Raw genomic sequence first — 18,633 nt, forward strand, 5'->3', positions numbered from 1 at the left:
AGTTCACTGGTCGGCACAGACGGGCTCGCCGTCCGCGCGCACGAGCCCGGCGCGCGACGCGATCCGCCACAGGCCGCGCTCGGTCGCATGCGGGGCGACACGCGCATGCATATGGCCGAATACCCGGAGCGCATCGACGTAGCGCGAACACAAAGCGTCGTCTCCGATCAGCAGCAGCGGCTGGTCCGCGAGCGCGATGCCGCGCTCCGCGAGCATCGCGTCGAGCGCGTTCAGCTCATGGCCGATCAGCAGGCCGGACAGGTAGTCGCCCTGCGCATCGGGGGCGAGCCGGTCGGTCAGCCCCAGCGTGCGCGTGCTGAAAATCGTCGCGAGCAGGCCCGTGCGCTGCGCGCCGCGGGCGACCGCCACGCCGCGCAAGAACGCCGCGCGATCGGGCGATTCGCCCGCGCGCATCGTGCGGCCGAGGATCGTGTGGTCGCGCAGCACCGCGAACAGCTCGCCGGTCATGAAGGTCTGGAAGCGTTCAATCAGCCCGTCCTTCACCCACGCCCATTTCGCATGCGTGCCCGGCAGGCCGATCAGTACCCCTGAACGATCGGCGCCAAGCGTGGGATCGCTCGCGAGCGCGCCGACGATCTGCGTTTCTTCGCCGCGCATCACGTCGGGCAATTCGCCCGTCGCGATCACGCCCGGCACGATCGAAACCGTCGTGCCGCGCGCCGTCGTCACGGTGATGAGACCTGCGACGAGCGCGTCGGCGCCGGCCGGCACCGCGACGTACGGCGCTTCGCGCCAGCCCTGCGCGCTGCCGACCATCCCGGCGGCGAGCACCGGCAGGCCGGGCGTGCGGTCGAGCCAGTCGCCGCACGCTTCCTCGAACACCGCGTCGAACGCACGCGCGCCGCCGCCCGGCACGTGCATCACGCCGGCCGCCCGGCTGCGCGTGTCGATCGGCACGCCGTGCGCGTCGTACAGATACGCGCGCAGCGACGTGGTGCCCCAGTCGAGCGCGATCAGCGACGGGGAGGCGGAACTGGCATCCGGAACGGGCCGGGTCGAAGTCGTCATCGTTTGATCCTGCGGGTACCCTGCGGCGGGCTCCAGCCCAGCTCCGCGGAAATGGCTCGCGCTTCGCGCTGCACGAGCGGAATCAGTTCGTCCATGCGGTCGTGCGGCATGTACGGAATCGTGCTCGCGACCGACACCGCCGCGACGATCGCGCCCGATGCGTCGCGGATCGGCGCGGCCACGCAGCGGATCGACGCTTCGTTTTCCTCGAGATCGAACGTATAGCCGCCGGCCGCGTAATGGGCCATGCGCTGCAGGAACGCGCTCGTCTCGGGCCGGTTGTCGGGCTTGAAGTTGACGCCGGCCAGCGCGCGCCGCGCGGCTTCGAACAGCGAGCGCCACAGATCCGGATCGAGGTCGAGCATCATCGCCTTGCCGATGCCGGTCGACGCGAGCGGCATCCGGTGGCCGACGCGCGAGCGCATCTCGAGGCCGCGCGTGCCGGGAATCTTGTCGATGTACAGCACGTCGTCGCCGTCGCGCACGCCGAGATGGATCGTGTCGAGCGTCGCTTCCGCGAGTGCTTCCAGATGCGGGCGCGCCACCGCGGTCAGCGGCATCTGCTCGAGCGCGATCGTGCCGAGCTCGATCAGCTTCGGGCCGAGCAGGTAGCCGCCCTGCACCTGACGCAGATAGCGCGCCTGCACGAGGCTGCTGACGAGACGGTGCGTCGTGCTGCGCGTCGTGCCGAGCGCGGCGCCGATCGCGCGCATGTCGCGCGCACCGTTCGCGATCGCCTCGAGGATCGCGAGGCCGCGCAGCAGCGTCTGCGTGCCGGCCTGCTGCGCGGCGAGGTCGAGCGGCGTGCTGGTCGCGCCGATGCTGTCGGTCAGCGACGTATCGGCCGGCATCGCGCGCCGGGCGTCGAGGGCAAGAGAGTCTGGCATCTTGGTCATGGAACGGGGCGTCTTCAACGGAATCGGTGAAGCCGCTCACGCGGCGCCGGAACTGCGTCCGGTGCGGCGGCATGGCGGCGGTCGATGCACCGAGTAAGGCGCCCGGCGAACTTCATGGAAGGTGTCTCCGTGTGCGACGGGCGCCACGCGATGCGTGGGTCCGAAGCTGTCGATGTGCTTCGGATTGTAGGAGCGCACGCACTCGACTCCAATATTTGAATGCGTTGTCCAGATAATGAGAATTCAAGCGGAATCGGCAGCGGGCTCGATGCGCCGGCCGCGCCATGCGCACGGGGGCGGGACCTGCGGTGTCGCAGGTTCCGCCCCCGTTTGTTCGTCGCGTCCCGCGCTTACTGCTGGCTCGTGCTGCGCGCCTGCATGTAGCGCTGTACGTCGGCGAACGACACGCGGCCGCTGCCGCCCGCGTCGATCTGCCGGAAGTGGTTCGCGACATAGCCGAGGCCGGCCGCGCGCGCCTGCGACTCGGTAATCGAACCCGTGTTCTGCGTGTCGGCCGCGCTGAACTGCCGCGCGAGCTTGCGCACCACCTGCGCATGCAGCGCGGCGCCGGTGGTCTGCGTGCCGGCGGTCACGTGGCGCGCGGCCGGCGGCACGTACGGATCGCCGAGCTGCGCCTGGCGCGCGCGCGCGGGCGCGGCGACGGCGTCGCTCGCCTGCGCGAACGCGGAGAGGGATGCGGCGGCGCCGACGCATGCGAGCGCCGCGGCAACGACGATGAAACGATTCTTCATGTCAGGCTCCAGTCTGGAATGAGGTCGTCGACTGCCGGCGAGCGGCGCCGCCGAGGGCGCCCGTCGCCGGCGTCGCGCAATCAGTGCGCGGCCGCGTTGTAGAAGGTCACGAGGTCGGCTTTCTCCTGCGGACGCGACGTATCGTCGAGATAGACCATGTGCCCGCCCTGATAGTCCTTGATCGTCAGGTTCGGTTGCGTGCCGAGCCGCGCGAGGTCGAGCTCGGTCTGGTAGAACGGCGTCGCGATGTCGTGATAGCCGTTCAGCGACAGCACCTTCAGCGCCGGGTTCAGCGTCAGCGCCGCGGCCAGATCGGGGATCGTGTCGGGCATCGCGAGGCCGTCGTGCGTCCAGTCCCACGTGTTGATCGCATTGCTGCTCACCGAGTAGGCCGACTGCGCGGTGTACTTCAGCTCGTTCGGCAGGTAGCTGCCGATCGTGTCGGTGAACGGCTTCGTGATGAACGAGCTGGACGGATCGCCGTCCGCCGCGAGCGGGCTCGACACGGGCACGTTCACGCGTGCGTCGTAGCGGCCGATCAGCGTGCCCGGCACCAGCGACAGCTGGAAGCTGTTGTCGAAGAAGGTCGGGACCACGTTGAAGTCCGCATTCCACAACGCCTGCTTCACGCCGGTCGAATTCGCCATCGTCGTGACGAGATTCGGCGGCGGCGGCGTATGGCTCGCGAGGTACGCGTTCACGGCGGGCGCGTAGCTGCCGGCCGTCAGCAGCCGCATCTGGTCCGCATACTGCGGCAGGTTCGACGGGTTCGGGTTGTCGAGCTGGTAATACGCGCCGACCGTGCCGTACGACGGCACGAAGCCGGCGCAGCTCACCGGGCTCGCGCCGTTGTTCGAGTTGCCGACATAGTCGCTCGCCATGTCGCAGTTCGTGTTGTAGTTCAGGATCGACGACTGCAGCACGATGCCGTCGAGCTTCACGCCGGCCGTCTCGAGCAGGTTCGCGAGCACGTCGGTGCGCGGCGTCCCGTACGATTCGCCGAACAGGTATTTCGGCGAATCGTTGCGCTGGTTCACGCTCAGGTAGCGCGTCACGAAATCGCGGAACGCGCCGGCATCCTGGTCGACGCCCCAGAACGTCTGGTTCGTGTTCGGCGCGACCGCTTCCGAGAAGCCGGTGCCGATCGCGTCGACGAACACGAGGTCGGTCGTGTCGAGCAGGGTTTCCTGGTTGTCGACGAACGGGAACGTCGACGCGTTCGCGTTCGGGTCGCCGGTCTGGATCCGGCGCGGGCCGAACGAGCCGAGGTGCAGCCACACCGACGCCGAGCCGGGGCCGCCGTTGTACAGGAACGTGACGGGCCGCTTCGCCGCGGGCTGGTTGTCGGCCGTGTACGCGACGTAGAAGAACGAGGCTTCGGGCGCGCCCGTCTGCGGATTGCGTGCGACGAGGTGGCCGGCCGTGGCCGTGTACCGGATCGTCTTGCCGTTCAGCGTGATCTGATGGTGCGTGACGGCGGCCTTTTCGACCGCGGCGGAGGCATCGAGCGACGCGTTCGCGCTCGACGAATAACTGTTTGGATCGTTGTACGCGCGGTCGACCTGACCGGCAGGGTCGGCTGAATTGGCGGCGCTCGCTGCAGACGACGACGTCACGTCGTCATTGCAGGCCGTCAGTATCAGCGAAGAACACACCACTCCCAACAACAGCTTCGCTTTGCTCGCTGGCATCGTTGCGTTCCTTCTCGGATGTTTTTTTGTCGAGCAGCCGGATAAGCCGCCCCCCGCCTCGATTGCGGCCGATGAGCCGAGGCGCCGGCCAATATACGCGAGCCCGCCGGCTTTGAAAAATTTGGAAATATTCGGCGCGCAAGCAGTGCAGCGCACACCTTTCAGGAATGCTTCGATTCGCGAAACGTTGCATTTCACGTCGCTTTCATCGACTTTCTCGTTTACTGGTAACGACTAAAAAAGCACCAGTTTCGTGCGATGACGCTCAACAAAAACAGGCAGTCGCCGATATTGCTCAGCAAAGCGAAATAGACGGATTCGTCTAAAGGATGCGGCCCGAAATGGGGGCGACACGAATGCGCTGCAACGCAGCAATCCTGCGCGAACGGCAGAACGGACAACGCAGCGACGCGGGCGCGCCGCTTACTCGGATTGGGGTAGCTCGGCCGCGCCCATCCGGCGTGCGATGACCGCCGCGCGCTGCGCCTGGTAGGCCGAGCCGCGATGCGCATCGAACCAGCGCGGCTTCGGCAGCATCACCGCGAGACGCGCCGACTGCCACGCGCCGAGCCGGCTCGCGGGAATCTTGTAGTAATAGCGGGCGGCCGCTTCCGCGCCGTACACGCCGCGCCCCCATTCGACCGAATTCAGGTAGATCTCGAAAATGCGCTCCTTGTCGAGCACCGTTTCGAGCATCCACGTGATGATCAGCTCCTGCCCCTTGCGGATGTAGCTTTTCTCGCGCGACAGGAACAGGTTGCGTGCGAGCTGCTGCGTGATCGTCGAGCCGCCCGCGACGATCCTGCCGCGCGCCTTGTTCTTCTCCCACGCCTGCAGGATCGCGTCGACGTCGTAGCCGTTGTTGGTCGCGAAGGTCGAATCTTCGGACGCGATCAGCGCGCGCTTCAGGTTGCGCGAGATCTGGTCGTACGGCACCCACTGGTGCCGGATCTGCGCGGGCGGCGTGTCGCGCGACAGCCACCACGCGTCGGTGCGCATGAACGCGGTCGAGCCGGGGTTCACGAACGACCACAGCGCGATCTGCGCGAGATAGAACAGCTGCGTCGCGAGCCACGCGAGCGCGAACACCGATCCCGCATAGACGATCCAGCGCGCGACGCTCACCGTCCGCGTACGCTGCGTGCCGCTCACCGCCGCCACGTGCCGCGCTCCGTTCAGCTCGCCGCGAGCGCCTGGCGCAGCGCGGCCAGCACCGGTGCGCCGTCCGGCCGCACGCCGCGCCAGATGAAGAACGATTCGGCCGCCTGCTCGACCAGCATCCCGAGCCCGTCGGCCGTGCGCGCGCCGAGCGACGCCGCGTGCTGCATGAACACGGTCGGCTGCGCGCCGTACATCATGTCGTACGCGAGCGTGCCGGCGCCGAACGCGGCCGCGTCGCATTCCGGCAGCGCGGCATCGAGGCTGCCGGCCGTCGCATTGATCACCACGTCGTACGGCTCGGCCCGCACGACGCCGGGGCCGCCGCCCGCGAGCGTGCAGCCGGCATCGTGCGCGGCCTGCATGAACTGGCCGACGAGCGCCTCGGCCTTGCTCGCGGTGCGATTCACGATTCCGATCGACAGCGGCGCGCGGTCGAGCAGCGGCAGCACGACGCCGCGCGCGGCGCCGCCCGCGCCGAGCAGCAGGATGCGCGCACCCGCGAGCGACACGCCGAGATTCGCTTCGATGTCGCGCACGAGGCCGACGCCGTCGGTGTTGTCGCCGTAAAGGCGGCCGTCGGCGTCGATGCGCAGCGTGTTCACCGCGCCTGCCGCCGCCGCGCGCGGCGACAGCGTGTCGGCGAGCGCATGCGCGTCGAGCTTGAACGGCACCGTCACGTTCGCGCCGCGACCGCCTTCGGCGACGAACGCGCGCACGGCGGCCTCGAACCCGTCGACCGGCGCGAGCCGGTGCGCGTACTCGATCGGCTCGCCGGTCTGTGCGGCGAACTGCGCGTGGATGAACGGCGACTTGCTGTGCGCCACCGGGTTGCCGAACACGACATAGCGGTCCGTGCCGCTCGTCGACGCAACTGCGTTCATGATGCGCGTCCCTCTTCGCCGTCGTTGCCGCTCGCGGCTTCGCCACCCTGTGCCGTCGCGTCGCCCGATTCGGCCAGCGCTTCGGCCTCGGTTTGCGCCGACGCGTCTTGCGCGTCGACCAGCGTGTCGTCGCCGCCTTCGGCATCATCCTCTTCGTCGGCCTCGGCCGTATCGCCGCTCGTCACGGTCGGCGCGTCGAGCACGTTCAGCAGACGCACCGACGCCTCGATCGTCAGTTCGTCGAGCGACATCACGTCGAGCAGCACGCGCGTGCCGCGCGCATGCACGCCGAGTCCCGGCACGTGCAGCAGCAGCGGGATTTCCTCGAGGCGCACGAGATCGCCCTTGACGACGCTCGCGACGACCTGCTTCTTCTGCTCCTGCTTGAGCCAGCGCAGGCACCAGAAGTACTCCATCCGGCGCTGGTAGTCGGCATAGGCCGTGTACGTATCGTCGAAGCCCTGCACGACCGCGTAGAGATCGGCGTCCTTCGGCTTGAACGGCGCGGCGAGCTTCGCGGTGACGCCGTGCTGCACGCACGCGAGCAGTTGCCACTGGTTCACGAGGTCGACGTAGCGGCGCAGCGGCGACGTGCTCCACGCGTACTGCGCGACGCCGAGGCCTTCGTGCGGCGCGGCCGTCGTCTGCATCCGCGTGCGCTTCGGGCCCGGCGCGCCGAAGCCGCGCTGCGACCGGTAGATGCCGGGCACCGTGTGGTCGTGCAGGAACGCGCCCCAGGTCGAGTTCGCGAGGATCGCGAGCTCGGACACGATCAGGTCGAGCGGCGAGCCGCGGCGGCGCGGCGTGATCGTCACGTGCTCGCCTTCGACGTAGAAGTTGTAGTCGGTGTTGCGCTGCACCTCGCGCTTCAGGCCGTAGCCCGCGCGCGCGACCTGGCGCTTCTCGAACAGCGCCTGCGCGAGCGGCCACAGCACGGCGATGTCGTCCTTGTGCGGATAGTCGCCGGTGCCGGCCGCGAGCGTCTCTTCGTTGACGAGCTCGTCGAGCGTGTTGTGGCGCAGGTTGTTCTTCACGAACACGAGCTCGGCGCGGGTCTCGTTCGCGACGATGTCCTGCGTGTCGCGGTTGACGATGATGTACAGCGACAGCGCCGGCCGGTAATCGCCCTCTTTCAGCGTGAACACGTCGACGACGTCGTCCGGCAGCATCGTGATCTTGTCGCCCGGCATGTAGACGGTCGACAGGCGCGCGCGCGCGATCGCGTCGACCGGATCGCCGCGCACGATGCCGAGCGCCGGCGCCGCGATGTGCACGCCGATCCGCACCCGGCCGTCGGCCAGGTGCTCGACCGAGAACGCGTCGTCGATTTCGGTCGTCGTGATGTCGTCGATCGAGAACGCCTCGACGTTCGCGCGCGGCAGGTCGTCCGGCAGCGGGCCGACCGTGACGGGCGGAAAGCCGGTGCCGTGCGGGAAAAATTCCGCGAGGAAGCGCGCTTCGTGCAGCGCACGCGGCGACTCGATGCCGCCGCAGTCGAGCATCAGCCGCGCCGGCGACACGCCGCGCGCGCCGGCCGCCGCTTCCATCGCCTTGTATTCGATCGAATTCTTGTCCGGCCGCGTCAGCAGCCCGAGCACCTTGCCCGCGAACGCTTCCGGCAGCTTGCCCGCCTTCAGTTCCTCTTCATACTGCGCCTGCACGAGCGCCTGCTGGCGCTTGCGCTCGAGCGACGCGAGCGCCATCTTGAGTTGCTCTTCCGGCGCGCGCTGGTACTGGCCGCGCCCCTTGCGGCGGAAATAGACGGGCGAGCCGTGCAGCCGCAGCACCAGCGCCGCGCGCTCGACCGGGCCGTAGGTCGCGCCGAAGTACTCGGCGGCGAGCGCCGTATACGCGAACTCGTCCGCCGGCGCGCATTCCCACAGGAAATCCAGATCGATCTGCTGCGCGGCCGTGTCGGCCTCCTGCATCAGTTCGCCTGCAGCCGGCTTGTCGAATTCGATCAGCACGTCTTTCGCGCGCACCTTCGCGCGCCGCCCGCCGGGCAACTCGACCTGAAATGCGTCGCCTTGGCGCGACAGCACGCTGCCCGCCTTGAAACTGCCCGATTCCTCGAAGAAAACGTTCACTCAGTACTCTCGTTCAGACTGCCGGGCGCCGCGTCGGCGGCGCCGCATGATGATGGGAATTCGATCGGCACGTGGCCGGTTTATGACGTCTTTCCGTCGCAAAACGCGAGAACGTCGTCGACATAGTCGGCAAATTCGCTGATTCCGTGGTCGCTGCCGTCGATCACGCGGGTTTTCGCGCCCGGGTAATGGGCGAGCATCTCGCGGTAATCGAGCACTTCGTCGCCGGTCGCCGCGAACAGATAGTAGCGGTCGGCGCGCGTGATCGCCGGCACGCGCAGCGCGTCGAGTTCGTGCAGGTGGCGGCGCTCGACGACGATCGTGCCGCCGCCGTGCCACAGCGGCTGCTCGCCCAGATGTTGTTCCAGATCCCGCTGCGGCACGATCGCCGGATTCAGCAACACGGCTTTCCAGCCATGCTTTTCGGCGAGCCACGTCGCGTAATACCCGCCGAGCGAGCTACCGATCACGGTCACGTCGCGCGCGCCCGCGACCTCGGCTTCCGCCACCGCGATCGCCTCCAGCGGCGACACCGACAGCGACGGGCACCGCCACTCGTCGGCGCGGCCGAGTTCGGCCATCCGCGCGGCGAGCAGCCGCGACTTCTGCGATTCCGGCGACGACCGGAAGCCGTGCAGATACAGGATCACGGGCGGCTCCCGAGCGCGTCGAGCAGCTTCTGGTGCACGCCGCCGAAGCCGCCGTTGCTCATCACGAGCACGTGGTCGCCCGGACGCGCGGCCTCGACCACCGCCTTCACCAGCAGATGCAGATCGTCGAATGCGCGCGCGCGCTCGCCGAGCGGCGCGAGCGCCTCGGCGAGATTCCAGCCGAGCGCATCGCGTCCGGTCGGCGCACCGTAGCCGAATATGAGATCGGCATCGGCGAGGCTCGCCGGCAATTGCGACTTCATCACGCCGAGCTTCATCGTGTTCGAGCGCGGCTCGAGCACGGCGAGGATGCGGGCATTCTGGCGGCCGATGCGTGCACGAAGGCCGGCGATCGTGGTGTCGATCGCGGTCGGATGGTGCGCGAAATCGTCGTAGACGGTCACGCCGTCCACGCTGCCGCGCACTTCCATGCGGCGCTTCACGTTGCGGAACGATGCAAGAGAAACGGCCGCCTGCGCGGGCGGCACGCCGACGTGGCGCGCGGCGGCGATCGCCGCGAGCGCGTTCATCCGGTTGTGGTCGCCCTGCACCAGCCACGCGACTTCGCCGACGCGCTCGGCCTGCGAATACACCGCGAAGCGTTCGTCGACCGGCACGCCGTCCTCGGCCGGCAGCGCCTGCCAGCCGCCGTCGACGCCGAAACGCTCGACCTCGCTCCAGCAGCCGCGCGCGAGCACGCGCTCGAGCGCATCCGAGCGGCCGTTCGTGACGATCCGCCCGACGCCGGGCACGGTGCGCACGAGATGGTGGAATTGCGTTTCGATCGCGGCGAGATCGGGGAAGATGTCGGCGTGATCGAATTCGAGGTTGTTCAGTACCGCGGTGCGCGGCCGGTAGTGCACGAACTTCGAGCGCTTGTCGAAGAATGCCGTGTCGTACTCGTCGGCTTCGATCACGAAGAAGCTCGAATCGGTGAGCCGCGCGGACACGCCGAAGTTCAGCGGCACGCCGCCGATCAGGAAGCCCGGGTTCAGGCCGGCATCTTCCAGCAGCCATGCGAGCATCGACGACGTGGTCGTCTTGCCGTGCGTGCCCGCGACCGCGAGCACCCACTTGCCGGCGAGCACGTGCTCGCCGAGCCACTGCGGACCCGACACGTAAGGCAGGCCGCGATCGAGGATTGCCTCCATCAGCGGATTGCCGCGCGTGACGACGTTGCCGATCACGAACAGGTCCGGTTTCAGGTCGATCTGCTCGGCGCCGTAGCCCTCGATCAGCGTGATGCCCTGCGCCTCGAGCTGCGTGCTCATCGGCGGATAGACGCCCGCGTCGCAACCCGTCACCGTGTGGCCCGCCTCGCGTGCGAGTACGGCGAGACCGCCCATGAAGGTGCCGCAGATGCCAAGAATGTGGATGTGCATAGATGAATGCTTTCGCGCCGCCGGGCGCCGTCGATTCGGAAAGGATGCGTGTGCGGCGCGCCGGCGAGGCCGTGCGGCCGGCGCCCGGCCAACGACCTGGCCGCGACACAAAGAGCAGTATTGTAACTGACGGCCTGCGATGCCCGGCGGCCCGAACGATGCGCGCGAACGGCGCCGACGCCCTCGGACGGCGGGCCGCCGCACCCGTGCTCGGGCGCCGTGGCGATCGAGTATGATTGCCGGATCATGTCTCGCAAACCTCTTGTCGACCCGCGGCGCGTCCGCGAGGAAATCGCCCAGTCCGCCGCCCGCCTGATCGCGGAGGACGGCCAGGACTATGCCGGCGCGAAGCGCAAGGCCGCGCGCCAGTTACTGGGCGATTCGCGCGTTGCCGGCGAATGGCTGCCGGATAACGACCAGATCGAGGAAGAACTGCGCGAGTACCTCGCGCTGTTCCAGAGCGACACGCAGCCGGACGAACTGCGGCGCCTGCGCGAAATCGCGCTCGACTGGATGGGCCGGCTCGCCGAGTTCCATCCTTATGTGACGGGCGCCGTGCTGAACGGCACCGCGAACGCGCATTCGGATATCCATTTGCAGGCCTTCACCGACAACCCGAAGGACGTCGCGATCTACCTGCTGAACCAGAACGTCCAGTACGACGTGTCCGAGACGCGGCATTTCGCGGGCCGCGGCGACGTCGAGACGCTCAGTTTCCTGTGGCGCCCGCGGCGCGACGTGGATGCGATCGGCATCCATCTTGCGCTGTATGCGAGCGACGACCTGCGCGGCGCGGTGAAGGCCGACGCGCGCGGCCGCGTCGCCCGCGCGGACGCCGCGGCGCTGCGCGCGCTCGTCGACGCAGGTCAGGCTCCTTCCGAACCGAGATGATTCAACGATGATGATGAAACGCATGTTGGCGCTCGCGGTGGTCGCGGCCGCCGCCATCGCCGGCGGGCTCGCCGCCGGCCACTGGTTCCGCGGCGGCAGCGCCGACAACGGTGTCGCCGTCGCCGCCCCCGCCGCGCAGGGCAGTCCGGTCGATCAGTTGTGGGCCGCGTCGCTGACCGGCGTCGACGGCAAGCCGGCGTCGCTCGCTTCCTTCAAGGGCCAGAAAGTCGTCGTCAATTTCTGGGCGTCATGGTGCGGCCCATGCGTCGAGGAGATGCCCGAGCTCGTCGCACTGTCACATCAGTACAAGCAGAAAGGCATCCGTTTCGTCGGAGTCGGCGTCGATTCCGAGCAGAACGTGAAGAACTTCCTGCAGAAGGTGAAGGTCGACTACCCGGTCTTCGTCAGCGGCTACGCAGGCGCCGATCTGGCCCGCAATTTCGGAAATACCGCCGGCGCGCTGCCGTTTACCGTCGTCATCGACGAAACCGGCAAGATTCGCGAGACAAAATTGGGACAAATCCAACCGGCCGAGCTGAAAAAGACGCTCGACGCACTGTAATCGGTCCGAACGGCAGCCCGCGCGTTGGCGACGATTTGCAGGTCGATCGCGGCAATTTCGCGTGAATTCGCGGATACTTTGCGCCTGCGCCGGTAATTCTTGCAGGTCCGGCGCGCCTGGCCGTTCGGCAAAACTAGACAAATTTCTCTAAATAGCGCTAAAGTTCGCGCAATTCCGCAGAAATAGAAGCGACCATGACACGATTGCTGGTGTTGCACGGCCCCAACCTGAACCTTCTCGGCACCCGGGAACCGGAGGTGTACGGCCGCGTCACGCTCGCGCAGATCGATCAGGCGCTTGCCGCGCGCGCCCGGGAAGCCGGCGCCGAACTGTCGTCGTTCCAGAGCAACCATGAAGGCGCGCTGGTCGACCGCATCCAGGCCGCGCGGGAGGAACAGACCGATTTCATCCTGATCAATCCGGCCGCGTATACGCACACGAGCGTTGCGATCCGGGACGCGATCGCCGGCGTCGGCATCCCGTTCGTCGAGGTTCACTTGTCGAACGTGCATCGCCGCGAAGCGTTCAGGCACCACTCCTACTTTTCCGACCAGGCCGAAGGCGTGATCTGCGGGCTCGGCTGGAAAGGTTATCTGTACGCGCTCGAGTACGCGCTGGACAAGCTGCAAGGCGCGTCGCGCGGCTGATTTCGCGATCTAGATTCAGCGCCGGCCCCTCACCGGCGCTTTCACGTATTGAAAGGGGAATTCCCGATGGATCTTCGTAAGCTGAAAACTCTGATCGACCTCGTTTCCGAATCCGGCATCTCCGAGCTGGAAGTGACGGAAGGCGAAGGCAAGGTGCGCATCGTCAAGAACGCGCCGCCGGTCTACGTGCAGCCGACGGCTGGGTATGCCCCGCAAGTCAGCGCGCCGGCTCCGTCGGCCGCGCTGCCGACCGACGGCGCGGCGCCGGCCGCCGGCGCAGCCGCCGCACCGGCCGTCCCGCAGGGCCACGTCGTGACGTCGCCGATGGTCGGCACGTTCTATCGCGCGCCGTCGCCGGGCGCCGACCCGTTCGTGCAGGCCGGCGACACGGTCAAGGAAGGCCAGACGATCTGCATCATCGAAGCGATGAAGCTGCTCAACGAGATCGAGTCGGACAAGGCCGGCGTGATCAAGGAGATCCTCGTCGAGAACGGCCAGGCCGTCGAATACGGCCAGCCGCTTTTCGTGATCGGCTAAGCCCGCCGCGCGGCCCTGCCGGCCGCGCGCCGCCGAGATGCTCGCCAGGCGCCGTTCGCGCGCCCCTCGAAGAGACGAATACTCGCTATGTTTGAAAAAATCCTCATTGCCAACCGCGGTGAAATCGCGCTGCGCATCCAGCGCGCGTGCCGCGAACTCGGCGTCAAGACGGTGGTCGTGTACTCGGAAGCCGACAAGGAAGCCAAGTACGTGCGCCTCGCGGACGAAGCCGTCTGTATCGGCCCGGCCCCGTCGAACCTGAGCTACCTGAACATGCCGGCGCTGATCAGCGCCGCGGAAGTCACCGATGCCGAGGCGATCCACCCCGGCTACGGCTTCCTGTCCGAGAACGCCGATTTCGCGGAGCGCGTCGAGCAGTCGGGCTTCACGTTCATCGGCCCGCGCCCGGAAACGATCCGCATGATGGGCGACAAGGTCACCGCGAAGCAGACGATGATCAAGACCGGCGTGCCGTGCGTGCCGGGCTCGGAAGGCGCGTTGCCGGACGATCCGAAGGAGATCGTCAAGATTGCGCGCGCGATCGGCTATCCGGTCATCATCAAGGCGGCGGGCGGCGGCGGCGGGCGCGGGATGCGCGTCGTGCACACCGAGGCCGCGCTCGTCAACGCGGTCAACATGACCCGCGAGGAAGCCGGCCGTGCGTTCGGCAACCCGCAGGTGTACATGGAGAAGTTTCTCGAGAACCCGCGCCACATCGAGATCCAGGTGCTGTCGGACGCGCACAAGAACGCGATCTGGCTCGGCGAGCGCGATTGCTCGATGCAGCGCCGCCACCAGAAGGTGATCGAGGAAGCGCCGGCGCCCGGCATTCCGCGCCGCCTGATCGACCGCATCGGCGATCGCTGCGCGGACGCATGCAAGAAGATGGGCTACCTCGGCGCGGGCACGTTCGAATTCCTGTACGAAAACGGCGAGTTCTACTTCATCGAGATGAACACGCGCGTGCAGGTCGAGCACCCGGTATCGGAACTGATCACCGGCGTCGACATCGTGCAGGAACAGATCCGCATCGCGGCCGGCGAGAAGCTCACGCTGCGCCAGCGCGACATCCAGTTCCGCGGACATGCGATCGAATGCCGGATCAACGCCGAAGATCCGTTCAAGTTCACGCCGTCGCCGGGCCGGATCACGTCGTGGCATACGCCGGGCGGCCCCGGCGTGCGCGTCGATTCGCACGCCTACAATGGCTATTTCGTGCCGCCGAACTATGATTCGATGATCGGCAAGCTGATCACCTACGGCGCGACGCGCGAGCAGGCGATCCGCCGGATGCGCATCGCGCTGTCGGAAATGGTCGTCGAAGGCATCCAGACCAACATCCCGCTGCACCGCGAGCTGATGATCGACGCGAAGTTCGTCGAAGGCGGCACCAGCATCCATTACCTCGAAAACCGGCTCGCGCAGAAGCAGCAGGTCGCACCGGAAGAAGCGTAAGCATGAGTTATCGCGAACTCGTCGTCGAACTGGCCCGCGAGCATGCGGAGGCCCTGTCCGACGCACTGCTCGATCTCGGCGCGCTGTCGGTGTCCGTCGAGGACGCCGACGCCGACACGCCCGACGAACAGCCGCTCTTCGGCGAGCCGGGCCTCGTGCCCGATCGCACCGCGTGGCAACACTCGCGCGTGGTCGCGCTGCTGTCGGCCGATCACGAGCCGGCCGTGCTGCTCGCGGCGGCCGCGAACGAGATCGGCCTCGCCGACACGCCGAAGTTCGTCGTGCGCGAAGTCGAGGAGCAGGACTGGGTGCGGCTCACGCAGTCGCAGTTCGAGCCGATTCCGATCGGCGAGCGGATCTGGGTCGTGCCGTCGTGGCACGACGCACCCGATCCCGATGCGCTCGTCCTCGAGCTCGACCCCGGCCTCGCATTCGGCACCGGCAGCCATCCGACGACCCGTCTGTGCATGGAGTGGCTCGAGCAGTCGGTGAAGCCCGGTCAGTCGGTGCTCGACTACGGCTGCGGCTCGGGCATTCTCGCGATCCTCGCGAAGAAATGCGGGGCGAACCCCGTGATCGGCATCGACATCGATCCGCAGGCAGTCGAATCGGCGCGCCAGAACAGCGAACGCAACCGGGCGGAAGTCACGTACGGGCTGCCCGATGCGTGCCCGGACGGCGAATTCGACATCGTCGTCGCGAACATCCTGTCGAATCCGCTGAAGCTGATGGCGTCGATGCTCGCATCGAAGGTCAAGCCGGGCGGGCGCATCGCGCTGTCGGGCGTGCTCGCGCGCCAGGCGGACGAAGTCGCGGCCGTTTATGCGCGCTACGTCGACATCTCGGTCTGGCGCGAACACGAAGGCTGGGTATGCCTTGCCGGAACGCGCCGCGAAAGCCATTAGAATAGCGCTGTCCTTCACTCTGGCCAGCAGGCCGCCCGGCTCGACATGCTTCTTGCGACGCGCTGCCCTCATTGCGAAACCGTCTTCCGGCTGCAGCAGGAACAGCTCTCGCTGCATCAGGGGCTCGTGCGCTGCGGCCATTGCCACGAAGTCTTCAACGCCGCCGAATCGCTCGTTCCCGAGTACGCGCCGCAGCCCGAGCCGGCATTGACCGAACCGGCTGCCGCGCCGCACGGCGGCGACACACATCCGCAGGCCGCCCCGGCCCGGCTGTTCACCGCCGACGCGCCGCCCGAATCGCCGACCGGCGCGGATTACAAGCCGGAAGGCTGGGACATGTGGGCGCCGTGGCTCGACGCCGGCGTCGATCCGTCGCTGCAGCACAGCGTCGACACCGTGCGCACCGAGCCGTTGATACCGCTCGCGCTGCCGTCCACGGAAGCGGGCGTCGTCCACCTGTCGGCTACGCCCGAGCCGTTCGCGTCGTCGCCGGCCGAGCTCGATGCTTCGGCTGCCGTCGAGCAACCGGCCGAACCGCCTTCGCCGCAGACGCGGCACGAACCGCACGAAACCGAAGAGGCCGCGCCGTCGCCCGTACCCATCGCGCCCGTCGAGCGCGATCCGCACGAGCCCCGCTTCGTCGCTCACGTTCCGTCCGACACGGAAACCGCCGCCGAACCGGTCGAATCCGCGCCGATCGAACCCGTCGTCCCCACGCACTTCGTGGCGGCGGACAACGAACGCGCGCCGCGCGAACCCCGTTTCGCGTTCACGCCCGCGCCGGCCTTCACCGAAGCCGAGACCGCATCGGAACCCGGCACCTTCACCCGGCACGACAACGCGTCGACCGCGGCGGCAGCCGATGAACCGGTCGCCCGGACGGTCACCCAACCGCCGGCCCAGCCCGACGTCCAACCGGCCGTCCAGCCGGTCGCCCAGCCGGTCGCCCCCTTCCCCGCCGCCCTGACCGACGACGATCGCCCGCACTTCGCCGTCACGCGCGAGACGCGCGCGCCGCAGCGACGCGGGATGCTCGGCGGCTTTTTCGGCGGCCTCGTCGCGACCGCGCTGGTCGGGCTGCTCGCCGCGCAACTGGCGTGGTGGCAGCGCGAAACGCTGATGATCTACTGGCCCGTCACGCAGGGCTGGTTCCGGCAGGCGTGCGCGCCGCTCGGCTGCACGGTCACGCCGCCGCGCGCGATCGACGGGCTGCGGCTCGACGCGACCGACCTCCGCCAGCTCGACGGCCCGCGCGAGCTCGAACTGAAGGTACCGCTGACGAACCGCTACCGCGTCGCGCTCGCGTACCCGTCGCTCGAACTCACGCTGCTCGACGACACCAATCACGTCACCGTGCGCCGCGTGCTCGCGCCGCGCGACTACGTGCGCCCGGGCACGCCGATCGACGCCGGGCTGCCGCCCGGCACGACGCAGACGATGGTCGTCCGCGTCGAAACGAACGGCACGCCCGCCTCGAATTTCCGCGTCCAGATCTTCTATCCGTGACGCGTCGCGGCGCGCTTGCGCGCCCGTCTCAACCCGCGCGCCGGAGCGGCGCGCTATTTCGGAGCACGAACATGAGCAAAGTTACGCTGGGTGGCAACCCGATCGATCTCGCCGGCACGTTCCCGGCCGTCGGCGCGCAAGCGGCCGATTTCAAGCTGGTCGGCAAGGATCTCGCCGATCTGTCGCTCGCCAGCTTCGCCGGCAAGCGCAAGGTGCTGAACATCGTGCCGAGCCTGGACACGCCGACCTGCGCGACGTCGACCCGCAAGTTCAACGAAGCCGCGTCGTCGCTCGACAACACGGTCGTGATCGTCGTGTCCGCCGACCTGCCGTTCGCCGCCACGCGCTTCTGCACGACCGAAGGCCTCGCGAACGTCGTGACGGCATCGACGTTCCGCACCGGCCGCGCGTTCGCGAACGCCTACGGCGTCGACGTGACGAGCGGCCCGCTGAACGGCCTGACCGCACGCGCGGTGGTCGTGCTCGACGCGCAGGACAAGGTGATCCATGCGGAACTCGTCGGCGAAATCAAGGACGAGCCGAACTACGATGCAGCGCTCGCCGCACTGAAGTAAGCTTTCTTCCGCTTTCCCCTGCCGCGCCGCGCCCTTCGCGCGGCGTTGTCGCGCAGGGCCCCTCATTTCTACAGGAACGCACACCTTGGCTACGCTGATTTGCGGCTCGATCGCCTACGACTCCATCATGACCTTCGAAGGGCGGTTCCGCGAGCACATCCTGCCCGACCAGGTGCACCTCATCAACCTGAGCTTCCTCGTGCCGACGATGCGCCGCGAATTCGGCGGCTGCGCGGGCAACATCGGGTACGCGCTGCACCTGCTCGGCGGCGATGCACGCATCATGGGGACGATGGGCGCGCTGGATGCGCAGCCGTATCTCGACCGGCTCGACCAGCTCGGCCTGCGCCGCGACCACGTTCGCGTGCTGCCCGATACGTACACCGCGCAGGCGATGATCACGACCGATCTCGACAACAACCAGATCGCGGCGTTCCACCCGGGCGCGATGATGCAATCGCACCTGAACCATGCGGGCGACGCGCCGGACATCAAGCTCGCGATCGTCGGCCCGGACGGCTTCGACGGGATGGTCCAGCACGTGGAAGAGCTCGCCAAGGCCGGTGTGCCGTTCGTGTTCGATCCGGGCCAGGGCCTGCCGCTGTTCGACGGTGCGACGCTGCGCCGCAGCATTGAACTTGCGACCTATGTAGCGGTCAACGACTACGAGGCCAAGCTGGTGAGCGACAAGACGGGATGGTCCGAAGATGAAATCGCCAGCCGGGTCGACGCGCTCGTCATCACGCGTGGCGAGCACGGCGCGACCATCCGCCACAAGCAGGGTGCGGAGCAGATTCCGGTCGTGCCGGCCGAGCGCATCGCCGATCCGACCGGCTGCGGCGACGCGTTCCGGGGCGGCCTGCTCTACGGCATCGAGCACGGCCTCGACTGGGCAACCACCGGCCGCCTCGCGAGCCTGATGGGCTCGCTCAAGATCGCCCATCAAGGGCCCCAGACTTACGACCTGACGCGCGCCGAAATCGACGCGCGCTTCGAGACTGCGTTCGGTTACAGTCTCAAATGAAT

At 67.9% G+C, this 18,633-nt stretch carries 18 protein-coding genes; 9 read left to right on the forward strand and 9 right to left on the reverse strand.

Annotation, left to right across the window (positions count from 1 at the left end):
* Positions 1-3 precede the first annotated feature (3 nt).
* From HWX55_RS25110 to mpl, 9 genes are all read right to left on the reverse strand, one after another.
* Positions 4-1,029 (reverse strand): 2-dehydro-3-deoxygalactonokinase, encoded by a 1,026-nt coding sequence (locus HWX55_RS25110; RefSeq protein WP_050013857.1) that lies wholly within the window; start codon positions 1,027-1,029, stop codon positions 4-6.
* Positions 1,026-1,925 (reverse strand): IclR family transcriptional regulator, encoded by a 900-nt coding sequence (locus HWX55_RS25115; protein ID WP_011694140.1) that lies wholly within the window; start codon positions 1,923-1,925, stop codon positions 1,026-1,028. Before HWX55_RS25115 ends, HWX55_RS25110 begins: the two co-directional genes overlap by 4 nt.
* A 350-nt stretch (positions 1,926-2,275) precedes the next feature.
* A complete protein-coding gene (locus HWX55_RS25120; protein WP_175977682.1) occupies positions 2,276-2,677 on the reverse strand; it encodes an EF-hand domain-containing protein in 402 nt (133 codons plus the stop codon).
* Positions 2,678-2,757: 80 nt separating this feature from the next.
* A complete protein-coding gene (locus HWX55_RS25125; RefSeq protein WP_175977683.1) occupies positions 2,758-4,368 on the reverse strand; it encodes a peptidase S10 in 1,611 nt (536 codons plus the stop codon).
* A gap of 423 nt (positions 4,369-4,791) precedes the next feature.
* On the reverse strand, positions 4,792-5,529 hold the full coding sequence (mtgA, locus tag HWX55_RS25130; protein WP_175977684.1) for a monofunctional biosynthetic peptidoglycan transglycosylase: 738 nt from the start codon (positions 5,527-5,529) through the stop codon (positions 4,792-4,794).
* Positions 5,530-5,543: 14 nt separating this feature from the next.
* Positions 5,544-6,410: a shikimate dehydrogenase gene (gene aroE / locus HWX55_RS25135; protein ID WP_124651628.1), complete on the reverse strand. Its 867-nt coding sequence runs from the start codon at positions 6,408-6,410 to the stop codon at positions 5,544-5,546.
* Positions 6,407-8,497 (reverse strand): RNB domain-containing ribonuclease, encoded by a 2,091-nt coding sequence (locus HWX55_RS25140; RefSeq protein ID WP_175977685.1) that lies wholly within the window; start codon positions 8,495-8,497, stop codon positions 6,407-6,409. Before HWX55_RS25140 ends, aroE begins: the two co-directional genes overlap by 4 nt.
* A gap of 80 nt (positions 8,498-8,577) precedes the next feature.
* Positions 8,578-9,147 (reverse strand): YqiA/YcfP family alpha/beta fold hydrolase, encoded by a 570-nt coding sequence (locus HWX55_RS25145; RefSeq protein WP_050013864.1) that lies wholly within the window; start codon positions 9,145-9,147, stop codon positions 8,578-8,580.
* Positions 9,144-10,529 carry a UDP-N-acetylmuramate:L-alanyl-gamma-D-glutamyl-meso-diaminopimelate ligase gene (gene mpl, locus HWX55_RS25150; RefSeq protein ID WP_175977686.1) on the reverse strand — a complete coding sequence of 462 codons (1,386 nt, stop codon included), beginning with the start codon at positions 10,527-10,529 and terminating at the stop codon, positions 9,144-9,146. The genes HWX55_RS25145 and mpl overlap by 4 nt, the downstream gene beginning before the upstream one ends.
* A gap of 246 nt (positions 10,530-10,775) precedes the next feature.
* On the opposite strand from mpl, the gene HWX55_RS25155 reads away from it, so the two are divergent.
* From HWX55_RS25155 to HWX55_RS25195, 9 genes are all read left to right on the forward strand, one after another.
* Positions 10,776-11,420: a UDP-N-acetylmuramate--alanine ligase gene (locus HWX55_RS25155; protein WP_175977687.1), complete on the forward strand. Its 645-nt coding sequence runs from the start codon at positions 10,776-10,778 to the stop codon at positions 11,418-11,420.
* 7 nt (positions 11,421-11,427) lie between these two features.
* Entirely contained in the window at positions 11,428-11,982 is a 555-nt protein-coding gene (locus tag HWX55_RS25160) for a TlpA disulfide reductase family protein (RefSeq protein ID WP_175977688.1), read from the forward strand.
* 194 nt (positions 11,983-12,176) lie between these two features.
* Complete coding sequence (gene aroQ / locus HWX55_RS25165) at positions 12,177-12,629, forward strand: type II 3-dehydroquinate dehydratase (protein ID WP_027783493.1); 453 nt, start codon at positions 12,177-12,179, stop codon at positions 12,627-12,629.
* Between the two features lie 66 nt (positions 12,630-12,695).
* Positions 12,696-13,166 carry an acetyl-CoA carboxylase biotin carboxyl carrier protein gene (accB, locus tag HWX55_RS25170; protein WP_050013868.1) on the forward strand — a complete coding sequence of 157 codons (471 nt, stop codon included), beginning with the start codon at positions 12,696-12,698 and terminating at the stop codon, positions 13,164-13,166.
* A gap of 87 nt (positions 13,167-13,253) precedes the next feature.
* On the forward strand, positions 13,254-14,621 hold the full coding sequence (gene accC / locus HWX55_RS25175) for an acetyl-CoA carboxylase biotin carboxylase subunit (protein WP_050013869.1): 1,368 nt from the start codon (positions 13,254-13,256) through the stop codon (positions 14,619-14,621).
* Positions 14,622-14,623: 2 nt separating this feature from the next.
* Positions 14,624-15,526, forward strand: coding sequence for a 50S ribosomal protein L11 methyltransferase (gene prmA, locus HWX55_RS25180; protein WP_175977689.1), 903 nt, complete (start codon positions 14,624-14,626; stop codon positions 15,524-15,526).
* A gap of 45 nt (positions 15,527-15,571) precedes the next feature.
* Complete coding sequence (locus tag HWX55_RS25185) at positions 15,572-17,032, forward strand: zinc-ribbon and DUF3426 domain-containing protein (protein WP_175977690.1); 1,461 nt, start codon at positions 15,572-15,574, stop codon at positions 17,030-17,032.
* Between the two features lie 71 nt (positions 17,033-17,103).
* Complete coding sequence (gene tpx / locus HWX55_RS25190) at positions 17,104-17,607, forward strand: thiol peroxidase (RefSeq protein WP_006476975.1); 504 nt, start codon at positions 17,104-17,106, stop codon at positions 17,605-17,607.
* An 85-nt stretch (positions 17,608-17,692) separates the two neighbouring features.
* Positions 17,693-18,631 carry a carbohydrate kinase family protein gene (locus HWX55_RS25195; protein WP_175977691.1) on the forward strand — a complete coding sequence of 313 codons (939 nt, stop codon included), beginning with the start codon at positions 17,693-17,695 and terminating at the stop codon, positions 18,629-18,631.
* The last annotated feature ends 2 nt before the right edge of the window (positions 18,632-18,633 follow it).

The organism is Burkholderia sp. BCC1047 (assembly GCF_902833155.1).
Lineage (GTDB): Bacteria > Pseudomonadota > Gammaproteobacteria > Burkholderiales > Burkholderiaceae > Burkholderia > Burkholderia sola.